Annotated in this window: 15 protein-coding genes; 8 read left to right on the plus strand and 7 right to left on the minus strand. The window is 39.9% G+C overall.

All coding sequences use genetic code 11. The features are described from left to right. Window positions 1-50: 50 nt before the first annotated feature. From CAP51_RS06325 to CAP51_RS06335, 3 genes are all read right to left on the minus strand, one after another. Entirely contained in the window at window positions 51-1,925 is a 1,875-nt protein-coding gene (locus CAP51_RS06325; RefSeq protein ID WP_087619930.1) for a SurA N-terminal domain-containing protein, read from the minus strand. 135 nt (window positions 1,926-2,060) lie between these two features. After that, entirely contained in the window at window positions 2,061-2,333 is a 273-nt protein-coding gene (locus tag CAP51_RS06330; RefSeq protein WP_087619931.1) for an HU family DNA-binding protein, read from the minus strand. A 157-nt stretch (window positions 2,334-2,490) separates the two neighbouring features. After that, window positions 2,491-2,982 carry a phasin family protein gene (locus tag CAP51_RS06335; RefSeq protein WP_087619932.1) on the minus strand — a complete coding sequence of 164 codons (492 nt, stop codon included), beginning with the start codon at window positions 2,980-2,982 and terminating at the stop codon, window positions 2,491-2,493. A 223-nt stretch (window positions 2,983-3,205) separates the two neighbouring features. Between CAP51_RS06335 and CAP51_RS06340 the strand changes: the two genes are divergently transcribed. The 8 genes from CAP51_RS06340 (at window position 3,206) to fdx (ending at window position 9,357) form a co-directional block, all read left to right on the plus strand. Further along, entirely contained in the window at window positions 3,206-3,859 is a 654-nt protein-coding gene (locus CAP51_RS06340) for a hypothetical protein (protein WP_087619933.1), read from the plus strand. A gap of 106 nt (window positions 3,860-3,965) precedes the next feature. Further along, complete coding sequence (locus CAP51_RS06345; protein ID WP_087619934.1) at window positions 3,966-4,454, plus strand: Rrf2 family transcriptional regulator; 489 nt, start codon at window positions 3,966-3,968, stop codon at window positions 4,452-4,454. Continuing rightward, window positions 4,455-5,672: an IscS subfamily cysteine desulfurase gene (locus CAP51_RS06350; protein ID WP_087619935.1), complete on the plus strand. Its 1,218-nt coding sequence runs from the start codon at window positions 4,455-4,457 to the stop codon at window positions 5,670-5,672. A 71-nt stretch (window positions 5,673-5,743) separates the two neighbouring features. Continuing rightward, on the plus strand, window positions 5,744-6,136 hold the full coding sequence (gene iscU / locus CAP51_RS06355; RefSeq protein WP_087619936.1) for a Fe-S cluster assembly scaffold IscU: 393 nt from the start codon (window positions 5,744-5,746) through the stop codon (window positions 6,134-6,136). A gap of 32 nt (window positions 6,137-6,168) precedes the next feature. After that, window positions 6,169-6,489, plus strand: a complete 321-nt coding sequence (gene iscA, locus CAP51_RS06360; RefSeq protein WP_087619937.1) for an iron-sulfur cluster assembly protein IscA — start codon at window positions 6,169-6,171, stop codon at window positions 6,487-6,489. 82 nt (window positions 6,490-6,571) lie between these two features. Continuing rightward, the gene (hscB, locus tag CAP51_RS06365; RefSeq protein WP_087619938.1) at window positions 6,572-7,099 is read left to right on the plus strand and encodes a Fe-S protein assembly co-chaperone HscB; all 528 of its coding nucleotides are present in this window, start codon (window positions 6,572-6,574) and stop codon (window positions 7,097-7,099) included. A gap of 41 nt (window positions 7,100-7,140) precedes the next feature. Then, entirely contained in the window at window positions 7,141-9,015 is a 1,875-nt protein-coding gene (gene hscA, locus CAP51_RS06370; protein ID WP_087619939.1) for a Fe-S protein assembly chaperone HscA, read from the plus strand. A gap of 3 nt (window positions 9,016-9,018) precedes the next feature. Then, window positions 9,019-9,357, plus strand: a complete 339-nt coding sequence (gene fdx, locus CAP51_RS06375; RefSeq protein ID WP_087619940.1) for an ISC system 2Fe-2S type ferredoxin — start codon at window positions 9,019-9,021, stop codon at window positions 9,355-9,357. A gap of 44 nt (window positions 9,358-9,401) precedes the next feature. Here fdx and CAP51_RS06380 read toward each other — a convergent pair whose 3' ends face one another. The 4 genes from CAP51_RS06380 to CAP51_RS06395 all read right to left on the minus strand — a co-directional run bounded on the left by CAP51_RS06380 (window position 9,402) and on the right by CAP51_RS06395 (window position 17,178). Beyond that, window positions 9,402-10,877: an adenylate/guanylate cyclase domain-containing protein gene (locus tag CAP51_RS06380; protein WP_087619941.1), complete on the minus strand. Its 1,476-nt coding sequence runs from the start codon at window positions 10,875-10,877 to the stop codon at window positions 9,402-9,404. Window positions 10,878-10,903: 26 nt separating this feature from the next. Next, window positions 10,904-11,338: an HIT domain-containing protein gene (locus CAP51_RS06385; protein ID WP_087619942.1), complete on the minus strand. Its 435-nt coding sequence runs from the start codon at window positions 11,336-11,338 to the stop codon at window positions 10,904-10,906. Window positions 11,339-11,465: 127 nt separating this feature from the next. Further along, complete coding sequence (gene mfd / locus CAP51_RS06390) at window positions 11,466-14,921, minus strand: transcription-repair coupling factor (RefSeq protein WP_087620408.1); 3,456 nt, start codon at window positions 14,919-14,921, stop codon at window positions 11,466-11,468. A gap of 106 nt (window positions 14,922-15,027) precedes the next feature. Then, complete coding sequence (locus CAP51_RS06395; RefSeq protein WP_245809089.1) at window positions 15,028-17,178, minus strand: TonB-dependent siderophore receptor; 2,151 nt, start codon at window positions 17,176-17,178, stop codon at window positions 15,028-15,030. Window positions 17,179-17,392 lie beyond the last annotated feature (214 nt).

Raw genomic sequence — 17,392 nt, forward strand, 5'->3', positions numbered from 1 at the left:
AATAAAAAACCGAAGCATTAAACTCCGGTTCTTTATCAAAAGATAATCAATTATTTTTCAGTTTTCTTGATCTTTGCAGTCGATTTCAAATATTCAATATAATCATTGAGTTCTTGTTGACCACGTGCATCAAAACGGTTTACAACCTGTGCTTTTTGCTGATCATTTAATTGAAATGCCGGATTCTGACCAATATCAGACACTGCCACAACAAATAAATAATTACCTACACCGACTGTGGTTGCAGACCAGCGATCTTTTTGTGGTGCAGGAACACTATAAATTGCCTTTTCAATTTCGATCGGAACAATCTGACTATAACGTGGAACTGGTCCCATATCCTGAAACTTCACTGAACTGGCTGCCAATGCCTGAGCCGGTGTCTTGGTTTTAAAGTCAGCCAACAATTGTTTTACACTGGCATTTGCCTGCTTGATCTGTTCTTTACGTTTTAATTTTGCCTGAATCTTGCCTTTGGCCTCGGCAAGCGTTTCTGGACGTTCGGCACGATATGCAGATACTTTAAACCACAACACGGCATCATCTTTTAAATTAATACCTGTGGATACGTTTTGATCGCCTTGTGCAATTTCAGTCGAAAATAACTTGGTTTTAACCGCAGCCTGCGACAATACCGGACTATTGGTTGCCTGAGTTACGTTTTTCTCAGACTGAACCTGTACTTTATATTGATCGGCCAAGGCTTCAAGCGAATCTGATTGTACTGCCAGATCATTGGCATTGTTGACAGCATCCTGAAACACATTTTCAAGTTTGCTTTTTTTCACATCACTGATCAGTTGATCACGAACCTGAGCCAGTGCAGGTACTTGTTGTCCTTCAATTTTATCCAGACGAATCACATGATAACCAAAATCAGTTTTTACTGGTGCAGAGGTCTGTCCTTGTTTTAATGCCAAGACGGCATTGTCAAAAGCATCACCAAAAGCACCAACAGTATAGCCGTCTACTTTACCCTGTTCCTGTTTAGATACAGGATCTTCAGAATACTGCTGTACCAAAGCATTAAAACTTTCGCCAGCTTTTAACTTGGTTTCAATATCCTGTGCAATTTTTAATGCTTGTTCAGGTGTACGCTTATCTGTGGTAATCAGAATATGACTGATCTGACGAGTAGCATCCTTACTTAGACCAGCAACATAGCTTTGATATTGTTGCTGAATGTCCTGATCTGTGACTTGCACCTGATCGGCAAATTGTGCCTTGCTTAAAATCACATAATTGACATCTACATTAGCTTGACGGATATAGTCTTTACTGTGTTTGTCAAAGTAGGCTTTGCTTTGTGCATCACTTGCGACAAAATTCTGTGCAAACTGATCTAAAGAAATTTCTGCCAGATGCGTCGTACGTTCCTGACTTAATAAATTGATTAATTTTTGCGTATCTTTGTCACTATATAATCCAGCATTCAAAATACTATTGGTCAATAATGATAAAGAAGTTTGTTTGCGAAAATCCGCCAGTAATTGATTAATGGTGGATTTTGTCCCCATTAAATAATTATCCAATAAGGTTTGCGAGAACTTACCATCTTGCTGAAAAACTTGCTGTTGACGTAGTAAAGTACCCAGCTGTTCATCACTTAGGGTGATCCCCAATTTCTCAGCTTGTTGTAACAGTAAAGTACGAACAATGGCAGCATCATAGACCTGATTTTCAATTACTTTGTTGTTGAGTAATGTTTCATCACCATTGACTGCTTGTAAATACTGATCTTTTTGTGATTTTATCCAGGTATCTAATTCTTTCTGTGTAATTTTTTCACCATTTACCTTGACGGCAACAGGCTCATTGGAACCCGAGAAATAACCTTCGATACCGACCAAAGCCAAAGGCGCAAGAAACAACACAAGTAATACTTTACCGAGCCAACCTCTAATTAAAGTACGAAAAGCTTCCATATGTTTTCCAATAAATTAATTCACATTCGAATACTAGCCGAAAATCTAGTAATCACAAGCAATATTATGATAATTTGTGTTGATCTAAATAGAAAAAACGCGCCAGAGTTAGGCGCGTTTAAGATGCATCAACAATTACGCAACAGAATCTTTTAAACCCTTACCAGCTTTAAAGCTAGGTACTTTGCTTGCAGGGATTTTCAATTCTTCTCCAGTTTTTGGATTGCGGCCTGTACGTGCAGCACGTTCTTTCACACTGAAAGAACCAAAACCAACTAAAGTTACTGTATCACCAGATTTTAGTGCGTCGCCGATAGACTCTAAAGTTGCATCTAAAGCTTTAGCTGCATCAACTTTAGTAAGCCCCCCTTTTTGAGCAATCGCATCAATTAATTCTGATTTATTCATGCAAAACATCCTCTGATTTGATAGTTTGAATATTAAAGCCAAAAATCTTCTACTAGCCGTAGAAGCCTTTATAGCAATGCCTTCCTGAGAAGGCAATACTTGAAAGAGGGTTTTGCTTAAAAAAAACGTCATGAAACATATTTTTTACACAAATCGATTATTTTTTATTCTTTTTTAAATACTCGATCTCTTCGATCAACTTTTGATTGGCATTTGCCAACTGATCGACCTTGTCACTTAAATTGAGTAAAAGTTGCTCGATTAACAAAATATCTTTTGGTGTCACCAGTCCTATACGATTCAGCGTATGATGTGTACGCTGATCAATCAGTTTTTCAACCTTATCCACAGTATCTGTAACACGTTCAATTGCCTTACCAGTCACCTCGCCTACTTTTTCTGCCGTATTATCGGCAATGTCGACTGTTTTGGCTTCTAATTCCTCACCAACCTTAACCAAAGAATCAAATAATTTATTACCTTCCTCTTCTGCCCGAGAAAAAGCGCCTAATCCGGCAAGCCAGATTTGCTTGGTATAACGACGTAGTTCTAGCGGACTTTTGCGCTTGGATTGGATTTTGGCATCTTGTTGTTCGGTAGCGATAGGTTCACTAGATTGATCTTGATGTTCCATATCAGTCTTAGACATCGATGACGACTCCTAAATTTAACTTACGATTCACATTTGTCGATCTTTCAAAAATTCTACAATTATTTTAGGTTTAATCGCGAATGTTAACAACATTATTACTCCCAACAACATTTTTGTGTCTAACAATTACCAATATATTCAAACTTTATGTTGACAGCATGCCCCCTTTTAAACTTAAATCCTTATATTCTAAGGATTGAGTTAAGGTTTTTATTTATTTATGAATGATTCGCAACAAAACAAAAATAATCCACATTTGTTGCAATCTCTAGTTCTAATTTTCCTAGAGACCGTTTTAACATTTGTACTCAAGCATGACCGTATTGCTCGTGAACATGCAAAACCTTTTATCAAATCAAAAATCTGTATCCAGTTTAATACTTTTTTACCCAGTGAAGTGTTCTATGTCACTTTCGATCAAAAAGGCTTGCTGTTTGATTTTCACCAACCTCAACATGTTGAAGCACCCCAGTTTGTCATTTCTGCTTCCGGTCTTGATTTATTTCGGATTTTATTAACCGGAAGTGAAAGTAGCATTCGCAAAATCAGAATGACCGGTGAAGAACATTTACATGATGAGTTCCGGATACTTTTAAGTAGTCTTAGCTTGCCCGCCGTGACGAGAGACTGGAAAAACTGGCTGGCAGCTGATGATGTTAGTACCAAAATCCCCAAACAAAGCATTGAATCCTTATTCAAGCGGATCGAACAGCAACGTTCCCAGATCAATCAATTAACCATTGAGAATAAATCCTATCAATTTGACTTAAAAACCTTACAACACAAATATAAGTTAATGTGTACAATCTTTGGGTTAATTATTTTTATTCTGTTGGTATCAATTGTTACACTACTTTGGTATAATTTCGCATAGATAAATAATAAACCAAAGAATTATATTACTGAAATAAAGTTGACTAAATTAGTCAGAATTAACTATAATAGCCCTATCGCACCAGCATGCTTATATGGATCGGATTATGCGCCTCACGACTCGCGGTCGCTATGCCGTGACTGCAATGCTCGATTTAGCACTTCAGCCACTCGACCAAACAATTACGCTTGCAGAAATTGCTGCCAGACAAACAATTTCTGTTGCCTATCTAGAACAGCTTTTTTCCAAGCTTAAACGTCATCAACTGGTGGCAAGCGTTCGTGGCGCAAATGGTGGATACCATTTGGCCCGAGCAGCCAATAGCATTACTGTCTTGGAAATTATTGAAGCCGTCAATGAAACTGTAGACGCAACACGTTGCGATCATCAGGGCAATTGCCAGAATGGCGCCATGTGTCTGACGCATGATCTTTGGCATAATCTATCGAATCATATCGCAAGCTATCTAGAAAGCATTACGCTTGAAGATCTTGTTGAGCGTGACAATGTACAAACTGTTGCTTTACGCCAGTCATCTGCTGATGATCTAGCCTCCCAGATTGTAAATCAAAAGTCGGTTACAGGAACATTTTAAATGAAACTCCCAATTTATCTTGACTATGCTGCAACAACACCCGTTCTCCCTGAGGTTGCAGAATCGATGTTAGGATGCTTAACATTTGATGGGAATTTTGGTAACCCTGCATCACGTTCACATAGTTATGGATGGCGTGCAGAAGAAGCCGTAGAAAATGCTCGTCAACAAGTTGCAGATCTTGTTAAAGCAGATCCTCGTGAAATTGTATGGACCTCTGGTGCAACAGAATCTGACAATTTGGCATTGATTGGTGTGGCGCAATTTTACAAGAATAAAGGTAAACATATCATTACCTCTAAAATTGAGCATAAAGCTGTTTTAGATACCTGCCGCTATCTGGAAACAGAAGGTTTTGAAATTACCTATATCGAACCAGAACCACGTACAGGTTTGATTAGCCCTGAAAAAGTTGCAGAGGCATTGCGTCCGGATACTATTTTAGTTTCATTAATGATGGTCAATAATGAACTGGGAACAGTGACTGATGTTGCAGCAATTGGTGAGTTAACTCGTGCCAACAAAACATTTTTCCATGTTGATGCAGCACAGGCAGCAGGTAAAGTTGAGATTGATCTGAGTACTCTGAAAGTTGATCTGATGAGTTTTTCAGGACATAAGGTCTATGGACCAAAAGGTATCGGTGCATTATATGTACGTCGTAGTCCGCGTGTTCGTGTCAAAGCACTGATTCATGGTGGTGGACATGAACGTGGCATGCGTTCCGGTACATTGGCAACACATCAAATTGTTGGTATGGGCCAGGCTTTTGAAATTGCTGGTAAAACCATGCAGGCAGAACAAGCGCGTATCCGTAAATTGCGTGACAAATTATGGTCCGGTTTAAATGACATGGAAGAAGTTTATTTAAATGGTCATCCTACACAAAATGTAGCCAACTATTTAAATGTCAGCTTCAACTTTGTCGAAGGTGAATCCTTGATGATGGCATTGAAAGATGTTGCTGTTTCAAGTGGTTCGGCATGTACTTCAGCAACGCTGGAACCTTCTTATGTACTTCGTGCGCTAGGTCTATCTGATGAATTGGCGCATAGTTCAATTCGCTTTAGCTTTGGTCGATATACAACCGAAGAAGATATCGATTATGTGATCGATATTACCAAGCAAGCTGTTGAAAAATTACGTGAACTCTCACCGCTTTGGGACATGTACAAAGATGGTATAGATTTCTCGAAAGTTGAATGGGCAGAACATTAATTACTGTCTTGAAAAGTAATTAAGCCGCCCACATTTAAATATTGGCTGACCCCGAGGTATGGAGAAGCGTCATGGCATATAGCGAAAAAGTAATAGATCACTACGAAAACCCACGTAATGTTGGTGTTTTAGACAAGAATGCAGAAAATGTTGGTACAGGTATGGTCGGTGCACCAGCCTGTGGTGATGTTATGCGTTTACAAATTCAGGTCGATGATAATGGCGTGATTGAAGAAGCACGCTTTAAAACATATGGCTGTGGTTCTGCGATTGCATCAAGTTCATTAGTCACAGAGTGGCTAAAAGGTAAAACGCTGGATGAAGCACAAGCCATCAAGAATATTGATATTGCACAAGAATTGGCATTGCCGCCAGTAAAAGTGCACTGCTCTGTTCTTGCAGAAGATGCAATCAAGGCTGCGATTGAAGACTATCGTAACAAGAAAGTTAAACAAGGTGCTTAAGCACTCGATTGGCAACTGTTAAGGAGAATTTGATGATTCATTTAACGCAAAGTGCTGCACAACATGTTTCTAATTTTATTGCCAATCGTGGTAAAGGCGAAGGCATTCGCTTAGGGGTAAAAACCTCCGGATGTTCTGGTCTGGCTTATGTGCTGGAATTTGTTGATGAAGTCGATCCACACGATGAAATCTTCGAAAACCATGGTGTCAAAGTATTTGTTGATCCTAAAAGTCTGGTTTATCTCGATGGTCTTGAGATGGACTATGTCAAAAATGGTTTGAATGAAGGCTTTGAATTTAGCAATCCAAATCAAAAAGGTGAATGTGGTTGCGGTGAATCTTTCACGGTATAATCACAGACCGACATCCTGACAAAGCCAATAAATTCTCGTGTTTTTGTTGGCTTTTCTTTCATTTATCTATCTGTAGCTGGTTATGACTTATTTTGAACTGTTTGACCTCGACCCAAACTTAGACATTGATCTTGATGTATTAAAAGCAAATTTTTTGGCTTTACAGCAAAAATTTCATCCAGATAATAATCAGGACAATATTGACCAGGCAGTGAAACAATCAAGTGAAGTCAATCAGGCTTATGATACCTTAAAAAATATTGATAGTCGGGCAGCCTATTTACTCAAACTTGAAAAACAGGATTTTGGACTAGAACAGTCTATTCATGATTTCGAGTTTTTACAATCTGCCCTTGAATTACGTGAACAATTGGAAGATGCCACGACCTCTGCTCAATTACAGCTACTACGTCAGGAAATTGAACAATGGGTGGCGAGTCTAATTCGAGAATTCAAAATCGATTTTAATGCGCAAGACTGGAGCGAAGCACGGGATACTGTACGAAAGTTACGTTTTTTCCGCCATGTCCTTGCAGATATTGATAAAGCCGAAGACAAATTGTTTGATGATGAACAATTTGACGATTTTGATGATCATGATTTTGAGTGATCGCTGAATAATCGCCTCTCATCTTTAAGACGGAATTCTTTATGGCTTTATTGCAAATTGCTGAACCCGGACAATCAAGCAGTCCACACGAACATCGTATCGGTATTGGGATTGATCTAGGCACAACAAATTCTCTGGTTGCGAGTGTACGTTCATCTACCCCAACTATTTTAAAAGATGAACAACAACACAGTCTTTTACCTTCAGTGGTACATTATACTGAAGATGACATACTTGTAGGTGATCCTGCAAAAGCATTCATTAGTCAGGATCCAAGTAATACCATTGTTTCAGTTAAACGCTTTATGGGGCGCTCCAAAGCAGACATTCGTTTTCAGCATCCGTACCAACTGGAAGGAACTGATCAGGAAATGCCGAGCTTTATAACCCGGCAAGGCAGTAAAACACCAGTTGAAATCTCAGCACAGATTTTATTAACCTTAAAGCAACGTGCCGAAAATGCGCTTGGTCATGATATTACTGGTGCGGTCATTACTGTACCTGCCTATTTTGACGAGGCACAGCGTCAGGCAACACGCGATGCTGCAAAACTGGTTGGTTTAAATGTACTGCGCTTATTGAATGAACCAACTGCTGCTGCAATTGCTTATGGTCTAGATCAAAACAGTCAAATTGCTGAAGACCAGAATTTTGCTATCTATGATTTAGGTGGCGGTACATTTGATATTTCAATCCTGCGCTTTAGTAAAGGCGTATTTGAAGTATTGGCAACTGGTGGACACACTGCCTTGGGTGGTGACGATATTGACCGCCTAATTGTAAAATATCTAAAACAGCAATTTTCTCTGGGTACACTTGCCAATCAGCAACATGCAGAATTGATTCAGATTGCCAAAGCCGCCAAAGAACAATTGACGACTGAAACAAGTGTCGATATCCAGTTTCATCAGTATCACACCAGCTTAGATCAAAACCAGTTACAGGATATTATTCAGCCTGTGACAGAACGTACTATTCAGGTCTGTCAAAGAGTCTTGCGTGATGCAAAGCTAAAAGCCGAGCAAATTAATGCAGTGATTTTAGTTGGTGGTTCAACCCGTACCCTTGCAATTCAGGATGCGGTACGCAATTATTTTCATCAAGAGCCATTATGCAGTATCAATCCGGATGAAGTTGTCGCCCTTGGTGCAGCCATTACAGCCAATCAATTGGTGGGTAATGCTCAAGATGGTACGTTATTGCTGGATGTCACGCCATTATCACTTGGCTTGGAAACTATGGGTGGTCTGGTTGAGCGGGTAATTCCCCGTAATACCCCTATTCCAGTTTCTCGTCGTCAGGAATTTACCACCTATCAGGATGGGCAAACTGCCATGCTGATCCATGTGGTTCAGGGTGAGCGTGATCTGGTCGAACATTGTCGTACACTGGCAAAATTCGAATTACGTGGTATTCCTCCGATGACAGCCGGTGCTGCCCGCATTGAAGTAACGTTTCAAGTAGATGCTGATGGCTTACTCAATGTTTCTGCACTGGAAACTACTTCGAATGTACAGGCACATATTACTATCAAGCCCTCTTATGGCTTGTCGGAAAAAGATACCGAACGTCTGTTATTGGAAGGTTTTAAATTTGCCGAACAAGATAAAAAAGACCGCCAGTTACAGGAAACCAAAGTTGAGGCACAGCGTGAAATTGAAGCACTAAAACAGGCGCTTGCTGTAGATCAGCATCTCTTAAGTGCAGAAGAAGCAGAGCGATTAAATAGTGCCTTGAAAATTTTAGAGCATACCTTGCAAGATCAGGACATTGATAAAATCGAGCAAGCTGTAGAAAATCTAAAAGTCTATAGTGATCTATTTGCGGCAATGCGTATGAATCGCCATATTGATCATGCCTTAAAAGGTACTCGTGTAGAAGATTGGGCAGCCAATCAACAAGACAAGGATAAATAAGCCATGCCACGTATTAAAGTTTTACCTCATCCTGAAATCTGCCCAGATGGTGCAGAATTTGAAGTTGAGAAAAAAGCCAATCTTTGCCAGAGCTTACTGGATCATGGTATCAAAATTGAACATGCCTGTGATATGTCTTGTGCCTGTACGACGTGTCATGTCGTGGTACGTAAAGGCTTTTATGAGCTAGATGAAATGAGTGATGTAGAAGCAGACTTGCTCGACCGAGCATGGGGACTGGAACCAGAATCCCGTTTGTCCTGTCAGGTTGAGATTGAAGATGAAGATCTGGAAATCGAGATTCCAAAATATACCATCAATCATGCCTCTGAAAAGCATTAAACGATTATAAAAATGAGGATTTGATAGATTAGGATAAAACTGAATTACGATTTGGTTTTATCATCTTTATTATTTTCATTCGGTAGACGTATAATACTTTTCTCGCTTAGTACCACTACCCCATCATCATCCGTTCTTTTTTGTTGTAGTTTCAAACGTTCTATGGTTTGCTCCATAGCATTAATCAATTGCGGATATTCGTATATTGTGGTTTTGTCCAGATTTAATAATAAATTAAAGCCTTTATATTCATAATCATACCAACGCTGATATTTATCTACTGCTTCATTATAACGCTCTACCACCTGCCATGATCGGACAAATTCGGTAATTCCCTTGAGCTTCATCGGCTGATTTTTAATACATAAAAATTGTTCTTTAACCAAATTAAAAGTTTCTTCTGAAATTAAAATTTGATCCACTTCGGCCGCAGTCTGCAAACGCGATGCCAGATTGGCATCTCGCCCTACGATGGTATAAGACATCCGATGAATGGTGCCATAATTACCGACGTGGCAATATCCTGTTGCAATACCCATACGGATATGAAGTGAGGCATAGCCCATTTTTATCCAGCGTTCACGCAAAATACGCATTTGCTGGCGCATGGCAACTGCCATATCCAGACAAGCTATGGCATCTTCTTTTACGCCACGACTGGTTGGATCACCAAAGAAAATGAGCATACCATCACCCATAAATTTATCGATGGTACCACCATAATTCTTGGCGATTTCAGTCATGTGCTTGAGATAATCATTCAGTAAAAAAGCCAAATCATCAGGAATTAATTTTTCTGATAAATCTGTAAAACCCTGAATATCTGAAAAGAAAACCGTTAATTTACGTCGTTTATATTCAACTTTGGCTTCTAGCTCACCACGCATGATGGATTGCCATAATTGCATAGGTGCATAACGTGCCAGTTGATTATTCAATTTTAAATAGCGATTGGTTTCTTCCATATAATATTGTTTTTCTTGACTGAGAATATGGGATTGTCGTACCTGATAATACATGCCCATAAAAATAAATAGCATGAAGGCAAAAATGGACAGAATATTAAGTTCCCGACTGGTAACGTCTAAATAAGGCTGAAAACCAAACACAAAGAAAGATGACAGATAGAAAACCAACAAACTCACAATCGGAGAAATGATCAAAACCAGCTTATTTATACGTCCAAATACAGCAGTAAAGATCAATGCACCCAGAATCGTCAAGGTCGGAATAAGCAATGCATGCATTGCAGCAACATATAATGTCACCAATGCGACATCGATAATAAACTGTACATTCTTACGTACAGTTTTACCAAAGTGATATTCTATTTTTTTTAAAACAAGTGACTCATACAACAAAACAAAAACTACAAAAGGAATCAATAGTAAATGTTTTAGTTCAACGTGTATTTCAGTAATGGTACTGACAAATAAAATCAGGTTTAAAATGACATAGCCGACAAAACGTAAGATTCGGCTAAAATGATGGGAATTGAAGATATTCTGCATCATTGCCATAGTTTAAATTCCCTCTTTTAGGGAAGTTAATCCATACGCCAGTCAAAAGGCATATCTCCCTGACCACGCAAGGCGAGCATCAAGGTTTGGCGCATATGATTTAAAACTTCATTGGTATAAGGGGTTGCGGGTGTTCCCCACACCGGTTTTGGCCAAGCCACATCATTTTGATAACGAACTACATGATGAAAATGTAATTGTGGCACCATATTGCCTAGCGCAGCAACATTCATTTTATCAGCACGAAAAACACGGGAAAGTTGACTGGATAACCAGCTTGATTCACGTAAAAATTGTTCCTGATCTGCCTGACTTAATTCATATAATTCACTAACACCTGGCACACGTGGAATCAAAATGAGCCATGGAAATTGCATATCATTCATCAGACGACATGTACACAGCGGAAAATCACCTACAAAAAAAGTGTCTTGGGCGAGTTGAGGATGCAAAGTAAACATATCTATTAAATGAAGCAGTTATTACGATGCAGCAATACTATCATAGCTATGCGATAGATATTAAGTTTTTCGACAAATATTTACTTAAGTAGCCATTCCATATCCAATCCTCCAGTATTCAGCAAAATCAATGTAAAGCTTGCAATAGACCATCGAGCAATTGCTGTACAAATGCCAGTCTTTTTTCCGACTCTTCCAGATTCACAGTCACTTTTAGACGCTGTCCGCCCTGCATACGATAATGGGTCGGATTTTTCTGCATCAATTGAATAATCGTCATGGCCTGTACTGGCGTATCAGGCAAAAAGTCGATGTTACCGCCACCTTTGGCGATATCAATTTTGGCAATACCCAGTGTTTCAGCTTTTAACCGAATTTGATGTACAGCAAACAAATCCTTGACCGCTTGCGGTAAAATTCCAAAACGATCAATTAATTCAACACGAATATGATCCAGTTTTTCGGCATTGGCTGCATTACTGATGCGCTTATAAAATAACAGACGTTGATGTACATCACCCAGATAATCATCGGGAATCAAGGCCGGCAAATGTAGGTTAATATCTGCGGTTAAATTCAAAGGTGCATCAAAGTTTGGTGATTTGCCTTTTTGAATGGCTTTGGTGGCTTTTTCCAGCATTTCCATATACAGGCTATAACCAATCGCCTGCATACTCCCGCTTTGCTGCTCACCCAATAAATCCCCTGCGCCACGAATCTCCAGATCTTCGGTGGCAAGCACAAAACCTGCACCCAACGTATTGGCACGTTGAATCGCATCTAAGCGTTTTTCGGCATCGCCTTTAAGATGCTTAACAGACGGTACGAGCAAATAGGCATAGGCCTGATGATGCGAGCGCCCCACACGACCACGCAATTGATGCAGTTGTGCCAAACCTAGCTTATCCGCACGTTCAATAATAATGGTATTGGCATTTGGTACATCAATCCCTGTTTCAATGATGGTAGAACAGACCAGCACATTATATTGTTTGTGATAAAACTGCTGCATCACATGTTCCAGCTCTTTTTCACGCATTTGACCATATGCCACGGCAACCCGCGCTTCAGGTAATAAAACCCGTAAATTTTCTGCGGCGCGTTCAATGGTTTCAACTTCGTTATGCAGAAAATAGACTTGTCCACCACGCAATAATTCACGAAGTACCGCCTCTTTAATGGTGGCATCGGTATCGTCCATCACGAAGGTTTTTACCGCCAACCGCCGTGCTGGTGGCGTGGCAATAATGGAAAGATCCCGCATACCTGAAAATGCCATATTCAAGGTCCGTGGGATTGGTGTTGCAGTCAAAGTCAGCATATCAACATTGGCACGTAATGCCTTAATCCGCTCTTTGTCACGCACACCAAAACGATGTTCCTCATCGACGATCATCAAGCCTAAATCTTTAAACTGTACCGATTCCTGCAAAATCTTGTGTGTACCAATTACGATATCAACTTTTCCTTCAGCGATATCCTCAATGGTTTTTTGATGGGTCTTATTGGTTCCAAAACGGGATAAAACTTCAATTCGAATCGGTGTATCTGCAAAACGATCCTTGAAGGATTCATAATGTTGCTGTGCCAACAAGGTCGTCGGCACCAGTACGGCTACCTGTTTGCCATTCTGTGCTGCTACAAATGCCGCACGCATTGCCACTTCAGTTTTACCAAAACCGACATCACCACAGACCAGACGATCCATCGGACGTGCCTGTTGCATATCATGCAAGGTTGCAGTAATGGCATTTTGTTGATCGATAGTTTCCTCATAGATAAAACCACTGACAAACTGATGATAGGCAACTTCATCCACCACAAAAGCAAAGCCCGGTTTGGCCTGACGACGGGCATGGATATGCAATAACTCTGCTGCCACATCATGAATTTGTTCCAGCGCCTTGCGTTTGGCTTTATTCCATTGGTCGGTCCCCAATTTATGTAAAGGCGCAAGATCTGGATCACCACCGCTAAACCGACTGATTAAATGCAGATTGGTGACAGGCACATAGACCTTGGCATCATCGGCATAATTAAGCTGTAAAAACTCATGGGTTTGATCATCAATATCCAGCGTTACCAAACCAGCATAACGTCCGACACCATAATCAATATGTACCACTGGCGCACCGATCGACAGCTCAGTCAAACTTCTGACCAAAAATTCTTCCGATACTTCTTTTTGATGCTTACGACGACGCTGAATTACCCGTTGTTCATATAATTGATTTTCAGTAATGATAGTCAACTGATTGGGTAACTGCAAACCACGTTCCAGCGGTGCATCAGTGATCGCCAGATTTAACTTATCCTGAATAAATTGCTGAAAGCCTGTCACCACAGGCAATTTATTTAATTTTAATGACTCTTTCAGGGTTTCACGTCGTCCAGCACTTTCGGCCACAATCAATGTCGGCTGTTTTTGCTGGGCGATAAAATGTTTTAGACTGGCAAACGGGTCTTCATTTTTATGATCAACGCTTAACTTTGGCGGTTCCAGACCCGATAAATTAACTGCGCCAGCCCGATCCGATGCGCTGTCATTGCCAACAATCAAACGTGCATATTGATTTAAACGCTGGGAAATTTGTGCCTGTGGCACAAACAATTGCTCCGGTGGCAAAATCGGCTGATCAATATCATGACGACGATCATGATAACGTCGTTCGACTTCCTGCCAGAAATGATCAACATCCTGCTCCAAATGCTGTTCTGTGACGATTAATGCATCAAGTGGAATATAATCCAGAAATAAACTTTGTTGTAATTGTTCACTCTCAAAAAACAGCGGGAAATAATATTCCAGTCCCGGACTCGCCAGACCATCCATCACATCCTGATATAAGGGATTACGTTTTGGATTGGCATTGGGAAAAATCTCGGCATAACGATTACGGAAAGTACTTCGCCCATCTTTTAATGGAAATTCTTTGGCAGGCAAGATCGTGAAATTCTCGACTTTTTCTGTGGTACGCTGGGTTTCCGGATCGAAATAACGCAGGCTTTCAACGATATCATCAAACAAATCAATTCGTACCGGAAATTCCTGACCTGAGGCAAAAATATCCATCAAGCTGCCCCGTACTGCAAATTCCCCATGTTCGTAGACCGTATCAACCAGATGGTAACCCGCTGCGATCAATTGTTCCCGCTTTCGTTCGATATCAAATTTTTCACCTTGTTTGATATCAAAATGCTGTCCAAACAACCAGCCAGGTGGCACAACTCGCTGCGCCAACGTGGTAGCTGCCAACAATACAATGCCAGTCTTGGGAATATTGGTGAGTAAACTCAACCGTTCGGAAATAATATCTTGATGCGGTGATAAACGGTCATATGGCAGCGTTTCCCAGTCCGGAAAAACCTGTGGTTTAACACCGTAAAACTCCAATTCACTTTCCAACTGCCCTAGATGCTGATTATTTCTTGCGACTATCACCATCAAGCGTTTTTCTTGCTGGGCAATTTCACTCAGCAATAAACTACCAATCGAACCTTGAATCTGTCCGACCCAGCGACGTTCGCCCTTTTTAAGCTGCTTTAGATTTAACTCTGAAATGGTAGGTTGCAAGAAAGACATCATGTTTGAGAAGATCATGGATAAAGATGGATAAGGCTGTAATGCTACCACTTAATGCACGCACAAAAAAGGCAGCTAAAGCTGCCTAGTAGTATTAATTATGGTGTTAAAACTTATAATTTAGAGATGCGGTAATATTACGTCCGGCACCCCATGAGTTTGAAATATTTAGCTTATATTCTTCATCAAGCAAATTATTCACATTAATACCTAGCGCAATATCATCATTTACCTGATAACGCCCCATTAAATTCACCAGATAATAGCTATCCTGACGTGTTAATTTTGCAGCCAAACCTGTTGCCGCTGCATTGTAAAACTCACTTTGCCAGTTAACACCACCACCTAACGTAAATTTATCCCATTTATACGTTGTAAAGAGCTTAAAGGTATCTTCTGGCAGTTGCGAGTTTAAGATATTCCCTGTTTGATCTTTGGCATCAGTATGAGTATAACCTGCCTGAATATTCCAGTTTGCTAAAACCTCCCCAGCCACACTAAGTTCATAGCCTTTGACTTTTGCACCATCAATAGCAATATAGGGTTGAAATCCAACAAGCTGAGCATCTGCACTTAAATCTTGTACTGCAAAATTGTCTTGCTTCATATCAAAATATGCTGCACTGGCATTCAAACGTCCATCATAAAAATCTGCTTTTAAGCCTAGTTCAAAACTATTCCCTTCTTCTGGATCAAGATAATCTTCATTTTTGTCTTTACGTGAAGATGGATTAAAAATTGTGGTATAGCTGGTATATGCAGACAAATGATCAGTAATATCAAAAACTAATCCTGCATAAGGGGTAAATACTCCATTTTGTTTTTGTTCATTATTGGTCGCTTTACGTTCCCAGTTACTGAAACGAGAACCTATGATCAATTTCAATGGATCCAACAATTGTAATTTTGCCGCTGCAAATGCACCCAGCTGTTGTTCATCGACAATGGTTCGACCTGTTTGTTGCATATCTGGTCGAGGACTATTTCCATTCCATCCCTCAATTGCTGTAGCCGTATAATAACGTCCAAAAGAAGGATCATCAGACTCAATATGATAACCATTAAGGCCAAAACTAACACTATGCTCCTGTCCAAAAGCATTAAATTTACCTGAGGTATATACATCCACAGAATGTACTGTCGGCGTACTTTCAAAACGGCCACTGGTTACCACCATTTCACCTGGCTGCAAAGTCAAACCAGCATTGACTCTATAAGGTACATCATAAGTTATTCCACCTGAACCAGCGACGCCATACTCACGTTGATTGGAGGCTTTGGTAAAAGCATAATTTGCAACGCCTGACCAATTGTTATTAAATTGATGTTCCAACCCGACAAAGACATTTAATTTTTCAGTATCACTATAGGTAAAATTCGCAGCAGCATTATCTTTACGATCAAAAGTTACCTGTTTCTGCCCATCATGGGTAATAAAAGGAAAACCATGTGCAGTTGCATTATCGAGTTTAACCTGTTGTGCTGTTAAAGCCGTGGTTAAAACTGTATTTTTTGACAAATCAAAATCCAGTGCACCATAAAACACAGCGTTTTGACGATGATAACGATCCTGCTGATTTCCACCCTGCTCATACACAGCAACTGTACGACCACGGATGGAACCCTCATCATTTAAAGCACCACCAACATCAATTTGACTACGGTAATTATCCCAGCTGCCACCTTGAATATGAATAGAACCCGTTAAATCTTTGCTTGGACGTTTACGTTCGTAATTAATACTGGCACTTGGATTCCCCGAACCACTGGTTAAACCAGTTGAACCTTTGGTAATTTCAATGCGATCATAAATTGCCGAATCTTCGAGACCAAACATATCTGAACCACCAAATGATGCGGTAGTGGTCGGGATACCATCCCGTTGTACATTGGTAATTGCAAAACCTCGTGAATAATAGGTGCTATACCCTGCACCTTCCTGCCCATATTGAATACTGGTAATGCCCGGGGTCTGTGCCAAAATTGCACTCGTACTGGTTAAATTCTGATCCTCAATTTGTTGTTGGGTAATGACGGTTACCGATTGCGGTGTTTCCTTTAAACTCAAATCCAGCTTGGTTGCTGCTTTGCTTTCTTTAACAGTATACGTGTCTTCTTGTGCAGCCTTAATCTCAATGGTGGGTAATTGTTGAACCGTATCATCGGCAAAAACGGCTGTTCCAATCACGGCACAGCCTGTTAATAAACTACATTTTATCATGGTGCTTAAAATTGTTTGATGTGTAGAAAATTTCATCATTAAAAACCAAATTGACTTAAATAATAGTTATTATCATTCGCAATTTGTTTTTCAGTCAACCATTATTTTTACATTTTTTTACAATTGATAAGTGACTATTAAAATTGAAAAATTAGGTTAAGAATTTCTAACTCATGTTATTTTTATTTCATTGAAAAAAATTGAATAGAGAAATAAATTAAAAGACAGCCTAAGCTGTCTTTTAATTATT

It is taken from the genome of Acinetobacter populi (assembly GCF_002174125.1).
Taxonomy (GTDB): Bacteria; Pseudomonadota; Gammaproteobacteria; order Pseudomonadales; family Moraxellaceae; genus Acinetobacter; species Acinetobacter populi.

Bases quoted from the DNA above. Each gene is read 5' to 3' on its own strand.
- CAP51_RS06325 (WP_087619930.1), bottom strand. From the start codon at position 1,925: ATGGAAGCTTTTCGTACTTTAATTAGAGGTTGGCTCGGTAAAGTATTA.
- CAP51_RS06330 (WP_087619931.1), bottom strand. From the start codon at position 2,333: ATGAATAAATCAGAATTAATTGATGCGATTGCTCAAAAAGGGGGGCTT.
- CAP51_RS06335 (WP_087619932.1), bottom strand. From the start codon at position 2,982: ATGTCTAAGACTGATATGGAACATCAAGATCAATCTAGTGAACCTATC.
- CAP51_RS06340 (WP_087619933.1), top strand. From the start codon at position 3,206: ATGAATGATTCGCAACAAAACAAAAATAATCCACATTTGTTGCAATCT.
- CAP51_RS06345 (WP_087619934.1), top strand. From the start codon at position 3,966: ATGCGCCTCACGACTCGCGGTCGCTATGCCGTGACTGCAATGCTCGAT.
- CAP51_RS06350 (WP_087619935.1), top strand. From the start codon at position 4,455: ATGAAACTCCCAATTTATCTTGACTATGCTGCAACAACACCCGTTCTC.
- iscU (WP_087619936.1), top strand. From the start codon at position 5,744: ATGGCATATAGCGAAAAAGTAATAGATCACTACGAAAACCCACGTAAT.
- iscA (WP_087619937.1), top strand. From the start codon at position 6,169: ATGATTCATTTAACGCAAAGTGCTGCACAACATGTTTCTAATTTTATT.
- hscB (WP_087619938.1), top strand. From the start codon at position 6,572: ATGACTTATTTTGAACTGTTTGACCTCGACCCAAACTTAGACATTGAT.
- hscA (WP_087619939.1), top strand. From the start codon at position 7,141: ATGGCTTTATTGCAAATTGCTGAACCCGGACAATCAAGCAGTCCACAC.
- fdx (WP_087619940.1), top strand. From the start codon at position 9,019: ATGCCACGTATTAAAGTTTTACCTCATCCTGAAATCTGCCCAGATGGT.
- CAP51_RS06380 (WP_087619941.1), bottom strand. From the start codon at position 10,877: ATGGCAATGATGCAGAATATCTTCAATTCCCATCATTTTAGCCGAATC.
- CAP51_RS06385 (WP_087619942.1), bottom strand. From the start codon at position 11,338: ATGTTTACTTTGCATCCTCAACTCGCCCAAGACACTTTTTTTGTAGGT.
- mfd (WP_087620408.1), bottom strand. From the start codon at position 14,921: ATGTCTTTCTTGCAACCTACCATTTCAGAGTTAAATCTAAAGCAGCTT.
- CAP51_RS06395 (WP_245809089.1), bottom strand. From the start codon at position 17,178: ATGAAATTTTCTACACATCAAACAATTTTAAGCACCATGATAAAATGT.